The 11,801-nt window shown below is 69.2% G+C and carries 13 protein-coding genes, 1 tRNA gene and 1 pseudogene; 11 read left to right on the forward strand and 4 right to left on the reverse strand.

Annotation, left to right across the window (positions count from 1 at the left end; genetic code table 11):
- Window positions 1-6: 6 nt before the first annotated feature.
- On the reverse strand, window positions 7-789 hold the full coding sequence (locus tag ACGF3H_RS12590; protein ID WP_362486527.1) for a calcium-binding protein: 783 nt from the start codon (window positions 787-789) through the stop codon (window positions 7-9).
- A 375-nt stretch (window positions 790-1,164) separates the two neighbouring features.
- Here ACGF3H_RS12590 and ACGF3H_RS12595 point away from each other — a divergent pair, with 375 nt between their 5' ends.
- Window positions 1,165-1,770 (forward strand): lytic polysaccharide monooxygenase, encoded by a 606-nt coding sequence (locus ACGF3H_RS12595; RefSeq protein WP_362486529.1) that lies wholly within the window; start codon window positions 1,165-1,167, stop codon window positions 1,768-1,770.
- A gap of 139 nt (window positions 1,771-1,909) precedes the next feature.
- On the opposite strand, the gene ACGF3H_RS12600 is transcribed toward ACGF3H_RS12595, so the two are convergent.
- The gene (locus ACGF3H_RS12600) at window positions 1,910-2,653 is read right to left on the reverse strand and encodes a DUF3152 domain-containing protein (protein ID WP_362486531.1); all 744 of its coding nucleotides are present in this window, start codon (window positions 2,651-2,653) and stop codon (window positions 1,910-1,912) included.
- Between the two features lie 305 nt (window positions 2,654-2,958).
- Here ACGF3H_RS12600 and ACGF3H_RS12605 point away from each other — a divergent pair, with 305 nt between their 5' ends.
- Genes ACGF3H_RS12605 through ACGF3H_RS12615 form a run of 3 tightly spaced genes read left to right on the forward strand, consistent with a single transcriptional unit; the run spans window position 2,959 to window position 5,773 of the window.
- The gene (locus ACGF3H_RS12605; RefSeq protein WP_362486533.1) at window positions 2,959-3,645 is read left to right on the forward strand and encodes a response regulator transcription factor; all 687 of its coding nucleotides are present in this window, start codon (window positions 2,959-2,961) and stop codon (window positions 3,643-3,645) included.
- The gene (locus tag ACGF3H_RS12610; protein ID WP_362486535.1) at window positions 3,642-5,189 is read left to right on the forward strand and encodes a HAMP domain-containing sensor histidine kinase; all 1,548 of its coding nucleotides are present in this window, start codon (window positions 3,642-3,644) and stop codon (window positions 5,187-5,189) included. Before ACGF3H_RS12605 ends, ACGF3H_RS12610 begins: the two co-directional genes overlap by 4 nt.
- The gene (locus tag ACGF3H_RS12615; RefSeq protein ID WP_362486537.1) at window positions 5,186-5,773 is read left to right on the forward strand and encodes a hypothetical protein; all 588 of its coding nucleotides are present in this window, start codon (window positions 5,186-5,188) and stop codon (window positions 5,771-5,773) included. The genes ACGF3H_RS12610 and ACGF3H_RS12615 overlap by 4 nt, the downstream gene beginning before the upstream one ends.
- Window positions 5,774-6,186: 413 nt before the next feature.
- On the opposite strand, the gene ACGF3H_RS12620 is transcribed toward ACGF3H_RS12615, so the two are convergent.
- On the reverse strand, window positions 6,187-6,657 hold the full coding sequence (locus ACGF3H_RS12620; protein ID WP_362486538.1) for an ArsI/CadI family heavy metal resistance metalloenzyme: 471 nt from the start codon (window positions 6,655-6,657) through the stop codon (window positions 6,187-6,189).
- Between the two features lie 79 nt (window positions 6,658-6,736).
- Between ACGF3H_RS12620 and ACGF3H_RS12625 the strand changes: the two genes are divergently transcribed.
- From ACGF3H_RS12625 to ACGF3H_RS12645, 5 genes and pseudogenes are all read left to right on the forward strand, one after another.
- On the forward strand, window positions 6,737-7,144 hold the full coding sequence (locus tag ACGF3H_RS12625; protein ID WP_362486540.1) for a metalloregulator ArsR/SmtB family transcription factor: 408 nt from the start codon (window positions 6,737-6,739) through the stop codon (window positions 7,142-7,144).
- A complete protein-coding gene (gene arsB / locus ACGF3H_RS12630; RefSeq protein WP_362486542.1) occupies window positions 7,141-8,241 on the forward strand; it encodes an ACR3 family arsenite efflux transporter in 1,101 nt (366 codons plus the stop codon). The genes ACGF3H_RS12625 and arsB overlap by 4 nt, the downstream gene beginning before the upstream one ends.
- Entirely contained in the window at window positions 8,234-8,653 is a 420-nt protein-coding gene (locus tag ACGF3H_RS12635) for an arsenate reductase ArsC (protein WP_362486544.1), read from the forward strand. The genes arsB and ACGF3H_RS12635 overlap by 8 nt, the downstream gene beginning before the upstream one ends.
- Entirely contained in the window at window positions 8,650-9,153 is a 504-nt protein-coding gene (locus tag ACGF3H_RS12640; RefSeq protein ID WP_362486545.1) for an N-acetyltransferase family protein, read from the forward strand. The genes ACGF3H_RS12635 and ACGF3H_RS12640 overlap by 4 nt, the downstream gene beginning before the upstream one ends.
- 40 nt (window positions 9,154-9,193) lie before the next feature.
- A pseudogene (locus tag ACGF3H_RS12645) lies at window positions 9,194-9,442 on the forward strand (DnaA ATPase domain-containing protein); the annotation flags it as partial.
- A gap of 229 nt (window positions 9,443-9,671) precedes the next feature.
- Here ACGF3H_RS12645 and ACGF3H_RS12650 read toward each other — a convergent pair.
- Window positions 9,672-9,745 (reverse strand) — tRNA-Gly (locus tag ACGF3H_RS12650).
- 532 nt (window positions 9,746-10,277) lie between these two features.
- Between ACGF3H_RS12650 and dcd the strand changes: the two genes are divergently transcribed.
- A complete protein-coding gene (gene dcd, locus ACGF3H_RS12655) occupies window positions 10,278-10,853 on the forward strand; it encodes a dCTP deaminase (RefSeq protein WP_189230045.1) in 576 nt (191 codons plus the stop codon).
- Window positions 10,854-10,866: 13 nt separating this feature from the next.
- Entirely contained in the window at window positions 10,867-11,376 is a 510-nt protein-coding gene (locus ACGF3H_RS12660) for a phosphoribosyltransferase (protein ID WP_362486547.1), read from the forward strand.
- Window positions 11,377-11,801 lie beyond the last annotated feature (425 nt).

The following is an 11,801-nucleotide window of genomic DNA, read 5'->3' on the forward strand; positions in this document are numbered from 1 at the left end:
GCGCACCTACGGGAGGACGGTGTCGCGGCCGGGGCCGCCTTCGAGGGCGTCCTTCCCCGTGCCACCGCAGACCAGGTCGTCGCCGTCCTCGCCGTCCAGTGTGTCGTCGCCGGGGCCGCCGAGGAGGATGTCGCGGCCGTCCCCGCCCATGGCGTGGTCGTCGCCGGGGCCGGCGTACACGGTGTCGTCACCGCCGTAGCCCTCGATCATGTCGTCGCCCCGGCCGCCCCACATCCGCTGGTTGCCGCCGTCGCCCATCAGGTGGTCCAGGCCGTCGCCGCCGTACAGGGCGGCGGGTCCCATGACCATGTCGTTCCCCGCGTCGCCCAGGACCGTGCGTGCGGTGTGGGCATGCAGTGTGTCGTCGCCGGAGCCGCCGCGGACGGTGCCGACCCCGGGGTCGAAGGCGGCGACCGTGTCGTCGCCGTCGCCGAGGAGGACGTCGATCCTGTCGGGCCGGGAGCTGTCGGCGGGCAGCTCGCAGACTACGGAGGTGGTGTCCTCGGCGCTGGAGTACGCACAGTGGTCGCCCGGTTGGAGCGGGACCACGTCGGTGAAGCCGATCCGCCGGATCCCGTCGCTGGTGTACATGGAGAAGATGTCGAGGTTGTTGGCCTGCCCTGCGGCGGCGGTGAAGACGATCGACTGAGTGGCCCAGTCGGCGCCGACGCGTGCCTTCGCTTCGGTGGCGGTGGCGGTGGCGGTGGCTGCGGCTGCCGGGCCGACGGCGAGGCCGACGGTGAACAGGGCCACGGCGACCGCGCTGACGACGGCTCGGTTTCGGGTCATGAGACCTCATCTCGATGGAGGGAAGGCGGGCCGACTGCAAGACCGCGAGATGACGCGGCGCCATGGTAGAGAGGCCGGCTCGCAGGCTCAACACCTGCGCACCACACGCGAGTTGACCGAAACAGTCGACGGGCGGGATCGCCGGAGGGCCTCGCCGGAGGGCCCCTTCCCCATGAGCAGCCGCCTCACGTGGGCTCTTTGCCCACCCTTGTGATCGACTTTGTTCACTCCATTGACATATCCCTCGGAGGTCCTACCGTTGGGAGCGCTCCCACTAGCCTTGCCACTGGAAGGAGTTCCCCCCACATGCGCACGCAGATTCCGTTAACCGGGCCTTCGAGGTCGTCCCTCCGCCGGCCTCTCCAGGCGCTCGTCATGCTGTTCGCGGTGGTTGCCGGCGCACTGACCTGGTCGGCCCCCGCCCAGGCCCACGGCACCATCGTCGGCCCCGCCTCCCGCGCGTACCAGTGCTGGAAGACCTGGGGCAGCAACCACACGAACCCGGCCATGCAGACCCAGGACCCCATGTGCTGGCAGGCCTTCCAGGCCAACGCCGACACCATGTGGAACTGGATGAGCGCGCTTCGCGACGGCCTCGGCGGCCAGTTCCAGGCGAAGACGCCCGACGGGACGCTCTGCAGCAACAACCTCTCGAGGAACGCCAGCCTGAACAAGCCCGGGCCGTGGAAGACCACCACCGTCGGCAACAACTTCTCGGTCCACCTGTACGACCAGGCGTCCCACGGTGCCGACTACTTCAAGGTCTACGTGAGCAAGCAGGGCTTCGACCCCAAGACCCAGACCCTGGGCTGGGGCAACCTCGACTTCATCACGCAGACCGGCCGCTTCGCCCCGGCGAACGACATCACGTTCCCCGTCCAGACCTCCGGCTACAGCGGACACCACGTCCTGTTCGTGATCTGGCAGGCCTCACACCTCGACCAGGCCTACATGTGGTGCAGCGACGTGAACTTCGGCTGAGCCGGGGAGCGCCGCACACGGCACCGGCCTCGGTCTGAACCGGTCGCGGCACCAGGAGCGCAGTAAGCCGTAGGGGCAGGGTGACCACATGGGTCCCCTGCCCCGAGCTGTCCGTTCACGACCCTGGGGCCGGCGCCGGTCATACGGGCGGCCCGGTGACGAAGTCGCCGTTCTCGTCGTAGGGCCAGGCGTTGGCGACGCACCCGTGCAGGCCCTTGATCTGCTGCATCATCACGGGGGCCAGTCGCCCGGCGCCCCCGCAGGTCGCGTGCGAGTGGCCGAGGAAGTGCCCCACCTCGTGGTTGATGATCAGCGCCCGGTAGTCATGGATCGGCCCGTCGAAGGTGGGCGAGCCCTTGACCCAGCGCTTGAGGTTCACCACCACCCCTCCGGGAACCTCGCAGTTGTACTCGCCTCCGGTGTCCTGCTGGATGCCGGCCCAGCACAGGGCGTCCGCCGTCGCCGGTGTCGCGATCCTTATGGTGATGTCGTGCCGTGATCCCGCGCCCACCAGCTCGAACGCGTTGTCCGGGTCGCGGGTCCAGCCCCGCGGGGCGGCGAGTATCCCGGCGATCTCGTTCGCCGCCTGGGACGGCGAGACGTCGAGGCCGGTCTCGACCTCCACGACGTAGCGCACCGGGCGGGAGCCGCCGCCCGCCTTCTCCCCACTGGCCTGCGCGGTGACGAACGTCCCGCTGCCCGTCGGGGGAACGTCGATCTCGGTCCGGCTCGCGGTGGGAGAGGGCGAGGGTGAGGGGGAGGAGGGGGGCCGTGTGGGGGTGGGGGTGACGTGCGTGGTCCGCGGGTGCGGCACCCCACTCGACGCGTCGCTCCGCCCGCCATCCAGCAAGTACGCCGCCGAACCCAGCAGGCCGGCGGTCACCAGCAGGCTGGTCAGCAGTCTCCGGCCCCGGTGGCGCGGCCGTTGCCGGCGATGGGAGTACCGGCGTCGGCGACCGGCCCGGTGACCGGCCGTGGTGCTGCCGGTGGCGGGTGCGGATTGCCGCTGTCGTGCCGCATGCATGGCAGCTCAATCTGGTGATCCCAGATGATCCCCATGAGCCGGTGCCGTCACGGAAAGATAACGACGCCCCGCGTTCCCCGGGCCATGTGATCGTTGTGTAACGGCGGCCGGAGAGGGACCTTCCTCGGGACGGTCACCTCGTCCGGTCTGCTTACACTGCCGAAATGCCACGGGTCCTGATCGTCGAAGACGACCTGGATGTCCGCAGGGCCGTCCAACTGGGTCTGCGGCACCAGGGCCATGAGGTCCTCGCCGTGGAAACGGGGGAGGAGGGGCTGGGACAGCTCGGCCCCTTCCGGCCGGACGTCGTCGTACTCGATCTCATGCTGCCCGGCATGTCCGGCCTGGACGTGTGTCGCCGGATCAGGGACCGCGACCAGGTGCCGATCATCATCGTGACGGCCCGGGGGGACGACGTCGACGTGGTCGTGGGACTGGAGACCGGCGCGGACGACTACGTGGTGAAGCCCGTGCAGGCCCGGGTGCTCGACGCACGGATACGGGCCGTACTGCGCAGACAGGACGCGTCGCTGCCGGACGGCACCCGTCCCCGGGCGGAGACGCACGGCGACCTGGTCGTCGACCGTGCCGGACTCGTGGTGACGCACCGCGGCAAAACCGTCACCCTCGCCCCCTCCGAACTGCGGCTGCTGCTGACCCTGTCGGCCTCGCCCGGCCAGGTGTTCAGCCGCCAGCAGCTGCTGGAAGCGGTCTGGGAACACAGCTACCACGGCGACATACGACTCGTGGACGCCTGTGTGAAGCGACTGCGCAACAAGCTCGGCGAGGGCAGGAATCCCCGTTACGTGCAGACCGTACGCGGATTCGGTTACCGCTTCGTCACCTCATGAGAAACCGGGGGTCCGCCGCCGTACCGGGTGCCGGCCCCCGGTGGTTCCTCCGAGCGGCACTGGCGCGCGTTCCGCTCCCCCTGCGCGGCCTGCGCCCCCGCCTGCTGACGTCCTTCGTCCTGGTGGCCATGGTCAGCTCCCTGGGCACCGGGGCCCTCGCCTTCCGCGAGGCGCGCACGGGGGTGCTCCAGCAGAGCCAGGACTCCGTCATCAACCGGTTCCGTACGAGCGTCGACGCCGTCGCGCCCTCCATCCCCCTTGCCCCGGACCAGTCGGACCTCCAGTTCGCGGTGGACCAGGTGCTGTACGCGAACCGTTCGTCGGGCTGGCGGATCATGGCCACGTACGGCGGCCACCGCGCCTATGCGCCGAGCGCCGGTTTCGTCGAGCCGAGCCCCGAAATGCTCCGGTCCGTCCGCGACCGACGTGCCGCGGTGTTCCAGCGGATGAACGTCGACGGGCGCCCTCGTCTCGTCGTCGGCATGCCCGTCACGTACACCTCGGGCGAGGGCCTGGAGACCACGCTCTCCGGGTTCGTGATGTACCTGGAGGTCCCGCAGACCACCGAAGAGGGGTACGTCGAGGCCATGGTCCACGGCATCGAGCGGGCCACCCTGGTGGCCCTGTGCCTCGCCGCCGTCCTGGCGCTGCTCGCCGCGAGTGGCGTACTGCGTCCCGTACGGGCGCTGCGCCGGGCGACGCGCCGGATGGCCGCGGGGCATCTCGACGTCCGGCTGGACGTCACCGGCTCCGACGAACTGGCCGACCTCTCCCAGTCCTTCAACGAGACGGCGGCCGAACTGGAGCGGACCGTGGGAGAGCTGCGCCGCCTGGAGGCCCAGGGGCGCCGCTTCGTGGCGGACGTCTCCCACGAGCTGCGCACGCCGCTGGCGGCGATGTCGGCGGTCACCGACGTGCTGGACCTGGAGGGGGAAGGGGAGACCGGTGAAGCGCTGCGGCTCATCAGCGAGGGAACGAACCGGCTGAGCGGACTGGTGAACGACCTGATGGAGATCTCCCGCTTCGACGCGGGGGCGGCCGAACTCAACCGGGACGAGATCGACCTGGCCGAGTCCGTACGGCGCACCGTCGCCTCCCGGTGGCGGCAGGAGCAGGTGGAGACCCGGCTGCCCGGACCGGGCGAGCTCCGCGCGCGCGTCGATCCGCGCAGGCTCGACGTGGTGACGGCCAATCTGATCGGCAACGCGCTGCGGCACGGAGAGCCGCCCGTGCGGCTGACCATGGGGGTACGAATGGACGAGGTCGGCACGGCCTGGGCCGTCATCGAGGTGACCGACAACGGGCCGGGGATCGCCGAGGAGGACATGCCGCACGTCTTCGAGCGGTTCTACAAGGCGAGCGCCTCACGGGCCAGGAGCGAGAGCAGCGGGCTGGGCCTGGCCATCACGGCGGAGAACGTGCGCCTGCACGGAGGACGCATACGGGCGGCGAACCTGCCCCGGGGCGGTGCGGTGTTCACGGTCGAACTCCCGCTGCACCGCGACGACACCGACACCGGTGCCGGCGGCGGGAGCACCCGGTGAAGGGCTCGCGGACGGCAGCGCTGCTGTCCGGGCTCACGGCCGCGGCCGCGGTCGCGCTCACAGCGTGCGGAGTCCCCCCGTCCGGTGTCATCGAGGCCGGTGCGCCGGCGAGCGGCCTGTACTCCCCCAGCGCGGCACCGCCCTCGACGCCCGCCAGCGTCTCCCTCTACTTCCTGCGCGACGGGGACCTGACGCCCTATCCCCGCCGGATCGACGACGCCGGGGACCTCGAGGCCGTCGTACACCTGCTGTTCGAGGGGCCGGCCGCGAACGAGACCGCGACGGCCACCACGGAGCTGCCCCGCCTGACGGACGCGCCACGGGTGGTGGTCGCCGACGGGATCCTCTTCGTGCAGCTCCCCGGCAGGACGGCTCCGCTGAGCCGTCGGGCCATGCTCCAGCTGACGTGCACGGTGAACCACGCGGAAGCCGACGGCGGCACCGCGCGCCGTTCCGCCGTGTCCGGCAGCCTCCAGGTGCTCGGGGACGGATGGACGATGACGCAGTCGGACCACGCGTGCCCCGTCGTGTCCCCTTCGCAGGAACAGCCGGAAGCAGCGACCCGGTGGGAGCCCTCCGACTGACCACCGGACGGCCCCCGCCGGGGAAGATTCATGCACGCGTAACCGAGGACACGATGGTCAGCGGGATCGAGTCCTCCGGGCTCAGGCGGAGGCTGCCAAAGACGACCGACGAGCTTTCAGCACGCGACGAGTGATCGCCAAGGACTGCAAAAAGGCCCGGGTCTGCTGGGGAAGCTCCGGTTACTCGTGGGCTGCTGCTGAGCTGGCCTGCGGCGGAGTGGCCAGGCGGTCGACCTGGCCGGCGAACTCCTCCCCGCTGTTCCCCGTGCGTCCCCGTACGATCTGGCACGGCGGTGGCACGGAGCTTCCATCCGTAGCCCAATGCTGTGCCCTATGACTGTCGCAGGGCGCGCTGACGCGAGTAGGCCCCGACCGTGGCCGGGGCCCGTTCTCACTCGTCCCCCCGCACCCCCTTAGCCGCAGGCACAGCCCGCGGCGGTCGGGGCCTCCTCGGCGGCCTGGCCGGTGCAGCAGCCGTCGCCGGTGGCGTGGGGGTCGGCGCTCTTGCCGAGGGTGTCGGCGTCGGCCTTGACGACGTAGACCTCCCAGGGCTCCTTGCCGGGGCCGTGCACCCACACCTTGTCCTGGAGGGCGTAGCAGCAGGAGGTGTCGTTCTCCTCGAAGGTGGCCAGGCCGGCGTCCTTGAGGCGGGACGTGGCGGCGGTGACCTGGTCGGTGGCCTCGACCTCGACGCCGAGGTGGTCCAGTCGGGTTTCCTCGCCGGGCTCGCCCTCGATGAGGACGAGCTTCAGCGGAGGCTCGGTGATGGCGAAGTTGGCGTAGCCCTCGCGCCGCTTTGCCGGGTCGGTGCCGAACAGCTTCGCGTAGAAGGTGATCGACGCTTCCAGGTCACTGACACGCAGGGCGAGCTGAGCGCGGGACATGGCAGGGCTCCCATCCGGTTGTTTCGATGTCTGTTGATGCAACATTGCGCGCTGAATCGAAGGATGTCAACATAGAGCTATGTCGAATCAAGATGTGGTGGTGCTCGGCCAGACCGACGAGTCCGGGGCCTGCTGCCCAGGGCTGTTGACCGCTCCTCTGGACGAGGACCAGGCCGTGGAGCTGGCGAAGGTGTTCAAGGCACTGGGCGACCCGGTGCGGCTGCGCCTGCTGTCGATGATCGCCTCACGGTCGGGCGGTGAGGTGTGCGTCTGTGACCTGACCCCGGCCTTCGATCTGTCCCAGCCGACGATCTCGCACCACCTGAAGCTGCTGCGGCAGGCCGGCCTGATCGACTGCGAACGGCGCGGCACGTGGGTCTACTACTGGCTGGTCCCGGAGACGACCGACCGGCTGGCGAGCATCCTGACCCGCCCCATGGGTGAGCCTCTGCCTGACCGCAGCGCGCCGGCCGGAGCAGCTTCGTGAGTACTGCTGCTCCCGAGCAGAACGTAGCGGGGCGTCTGTCCTTCGTGGACCGCTACCTCGCCGTCTGGATCCTTGCCGCCATGGCTGCCGGGCTGGGCCTGGGGCGCTTGGTTCCGGGCCTGGGTGACGCGCTGGCCAAGGTGACCGTGACCGGGGTGTCCCTGCCGATCGCCTTGGGCTTGCTCGTGATGATGTACCCGGTGCTGGCCAAGGTCCGCTACGACCGCCTCGACACCGTCACCCGCGACCGCCGTCTGTTGCTGCCGTCTCTGCTGCTCAACTGGATCATCGGCCCGGCGCTCATGTTCGCCCTGGCCTGGCTGCTCCTGCCGGACCTGCCCGCCTACCGCACCGGCCTGATCATCGTCGGCCTGGCTCGTTGCATCGCCATGGTCATCATCTGGAACGACCTTGCCTGTGGCCACCGTGAAGCCGCCGCCGTCCTGGTCGCCCTGAACTCCGTCTTCCAGGTCATCGCGTTCTCGGCGCTCGGCTGGTTCTACCTCTCCGTCCTGCCCGGCTGGCTCGGCCTGGAACGGACCGGCCTGGACGTCTCGGTGTGGGAGATCGCCCGCAGCGTGCTCATCTTCCTGGGCATTCCGCTCGCAGCCGGCTACCTCACCCGCCGCATCGGCGAGAGGACCAAGGGCCGCACCTGGTACGAAGCCGAGCTCATCCCGCGCATCGGCCCCTTCGCCCTGTACGGGCTGCTCTTCACGATCGTCATCCTCTTCGCCCTGCAAGGCGACGCCATCACCTCGCAGCCCCTCGACGTCGCTCGCATCGCCCTGCCGCTGCTGGTCTACTTCGCGATCATGTGGGCCGGATCGATGTTCCTGGGACGTGTGGCCGGCTTGGACCACCCACGCGCGACGACGCTGGCCTTCACCGCTGCGGGCAACAACTTCGAACTGGCCATCGCGGTCGCCATCGCCACTTTCGGTGCCTCCTCCGGCCAGGCCCTCGCCGGCGTCGTGGGCCCGCTCATCGAGGTGCCCGTGTTGATCGGTCTCGTGTACGTCGCCCTGTACGCGCGCCGCTACTTCACCGCCCCAGCCGCCACCCCTGCGCCCCAGAAGGACGCTGCCCATGCCTGACACCGCCGTTTCGTCCGTCCTGTTCGTCTGCGTCCACAACGCCGGACGCTCGCAGATGGCCGCCGCCTTCCTCACCCACCTCGCGGGGGACCGCGTCCAGGTCCGCTCCGCCGGCTCCGCCCCCGCCGCCACCGTTGACCCGACCGTCGTCGTGGCCATGGCTGAGGTGGGCATCGACATCGCGGCCGAGGTACCCAAGGCGCTCACGACCGACGCTGTCCAGGCGTCCGACATCGTGATCACGATGGGCTGCGGTGACACCTGCCCCGTCTTCCCCGGTAAGCGCTACCTCGACTGGGAGCTCCCCGACCCGGCCGGCCAAGGGGTTGAAGCGGTCCGCCCGATCCGCGACGAGATCGAGAAGCGCATCCGCGGCCTGGTCGACGAGATCGCCCCGGTGACCCGATCATGAGCAGAGCCGACGAGTACCGCATCACCGCGATGGCGGCCGAGCACGCCCACCAGGTCCTGGAGATCTACCAACTCGGCACCGACGAAGGCAACGCCACCTTCGAGACCACCGCTCCCAGCTGGGAAGAGTTCAACGCCGCCAAGCTGCCGGAACACCGGTACGTCGCCCTCGACGCCACGGGCCGGGTCCTCGGCTGGGTCGCCGCCGTACCGGTCTCCGACCGATGCGCGTACGCCGGCGTCATCGAGCACTCGGTGTACGTCCACCCCGACGCACGCGGCCACGGCATCGGCGCCGCACTCCTCCGCGAGCTGATCAGGTCGACCGAGGCCGCCGGGATCTGGACAATCCAATCCGGCATCTTCCCCGAGAACACCGCCAGTCTCGCCGTTCATCAAAGGGCCGGCTTTCGCACCGTCGGTACGCGCGAGCGCATCGGCCAACACCATGGCGTATGGCGCGACGTCGTACTGATCGAACGCAGGAGCCCCGCCGTCTGACCCACGACGGTGCGAATGAACCTGTGTCCTCGTCCTTCTCAGGAAGCGCTACCGCGAAATGGACATCCTGCTCGTGGACGACATCCAGTTCCTGGCGGACAAGGCGTCGACGCAGGAGGAGTTCTTCCACACCTTCCACACCCTCCACAACGCCAACACGCAGATCGTCCTGTCCTCCGACCGGCCGCCCAGGCAGCTGGTGACGCTCGAGGACCGGCTGCGGAACCGTTTCGAATGGGGCCTGACCACCGACGTCCAGCCGCCCGAACTGGAGACGCGCATCGCGATACAAGAAGGACACGATGGTCCGTGCGGGCCAGTCCTCGGAAAAGGCCGCGATGATCTACCAGCACTCCGAAGAGGAGCGGCAACGGGAGGTCGCCGGCACGCTCGACCGCAGTGCACGGAAGGCCCGTGGTGCCGTGGCACGGAAACCGGATGATCAAGCATGTGGCACGCGACGACTGAGCGAATCCGCACAGCAAAAAGGCCCGGGCCGATGACCTGGGCCTTCTTCATGGAGCGGGTGACGAGAATCGAACTCGCGCTCTCAGCTTGGGAAGCTGATGTTCTACCATTAAACTACACCCGCGCGATCCGCCGACCGGAGTCGGTGCTGGACGCTCGCTCACTCTACCCCATCGCTCGCCCCCGGTGATCCCGCCGTGGGGCCGGACGTCGTTCCGGCGTGAGGAAGCGGCTGCGGGGTACCGGAGTTGGGGCGTACCGTGGGCGCGTTCCCGAGGGTGCCCGGGAGGGCGGAGTGCCGCCTGGAGAGTCGTCTCTTTGATCCCGTAATGTGGCTTTCGTCGTCAGCGTAGTTCGCCAGACGCGGCTCTTGGGGAAGGGACTTGAAGGACTTGATGGATCGCACCGTCCTCCGTTGTGCCGATGGGCACGTGTTCACCGCCGCCACGTTCCCGATGCAGAAGGCCGAGCGGCTCGGCCCCGGCCGGCTCGTCCGATGTCCGCGCTGTGCGCGGCTGCGGAGCGCCGTGCCGGTGGTGGCGGAGAAGCGCTAGCCGGCCTCCCGGGCACGGAGAGTCGCGGAGACCCCAGCAGGACCGGGCGCGCGGCGCGGCGGCGGTTGTCGCAGCTCCGCGCGCCTTGCGTATCCTCGGTGCGTGCTTCTCTCAGACAAGGACATCCGGGCCGAGATCGACTCCGGGCGGGTGCGTATCGATCCCTTCGACGACTCCATGGTGCAGCCGTCGAGCATCGACGTGCGCCTCGACCGCTACTTCCGGGTGTTCGAGAATCACCGGTACCCGCACATCGACCCCTCCGTGGAGCAGGCGGACCTGACCCGGCTCGTGGAGCCGGAGGGGGACGAGCCGTTCATCCTGCACCCGGGCGAGTTCGTGCTGGCCAGCACGTACGAGGTCGTCTCGCTGCCCGACGATCTGGCCTCGCGGCTGGAGGGGAAGAGCTCGCTCGGGCGGCTCGGGCTGGTCACGCACTCCACCGCCGGGTTCATCGACCCCGGCTTCTCCGGGCACGTGACGCTCGAGCTCAGCAATCTCGCGACCCTGCCGATCAAGCTGTGGCCCGGGATGAAGATCGGGCAGCTCTGCATGTTCCGGCTCACCTCGCCGGCCGACCATCCCTACGGCAGCGAGCGGTACGGGTCGCGGTACCAGGGGCAGCGGGGGCCGACCGCCTCCCGGTCCTTCATCAATTTCCATCGGACCCAGGTATGAGCAGGACGCGCGCATGAGTGAAGTACGGGAGAACCTGACCTACGAGCAGTTCGGCGTCGCCGTCCGCGAGCTGGCGCAGGCCGTCGCCGACGACGGGTACGAGCCGGACATAGTGCTCTCCATCGCCCGTGGCGGGGTCTTCGTGGCCGGCGGGCTGGCGTACGCGCTGGACTGCAAGAACATCCACCTGGTGAACGTCGAGTTCTACACCGGGGTCGGGACCACGCTCGAGATGCCGGTCATGCTCGCGCCCGTGCCCAACGTCATCGACTTCTCCGACAAGAAGGTCCTCATCACCGACGACGTCGCCGACACCGGCAAGACGTTGAAGCTGGTGCGGGACTTCTGCCTCGACACGGTCGCCGAGGTGCGCAGCGCGGTGATCTATGAGAAGTCCCACTCGCTCGTCAAGTGCGAGTACGTGTGGAAGCGCACGGACGACTGGATCAACTTCCCGTGGAGCGTCTTGCCTCCAGTACATAGGTCGGGCGAGGCCGCCAAGCCGAACAAGGAGGCGCTCTAGGGGGCTTCATGGTCGGTGCCGTACCCGAGCAAGTCGTCGGGTTGTCAGCGCCGACCGATATGCTTCTGCCGTCCACTTCCGGTCCATCCCGAGCTTCGGCCTTAAGGGCCGAGGGCCCCTGAATGCTCAGGGGTTCGGTACCACCGGACGGGAAGTGGGACATGGCAGAGAAGCGAGAGCCAGACGAGTCGGAGAAGGATCAAGGTAAGCCGGAGGGCGGCCGAAGCGGCAGGCCTTCGAAGGCGGACATCTTGGTCACGATTCTCACGACTGTGACGGCGATCGCGACCTGTGTGGAGCAGCTGGCGCGGTAGCGCTGGGAGAAGCGGGAGCCGGACGACAGGGCCAAGCGAGACGGGCCCGACCGTCTGATACTCGGCCGGACCCGCCTCGATAACTCCATGCACGAGCCCGGTCCTGGTTGC

This window comes from Streptomyces sp. NPDC048185 (assembly GCF_043202495.1).
Classification (GTDB): Bacteria; Actinomycetota; Actinomycetes; order Streptomycetales; family Streptomycetaceae; genus Streptomyces.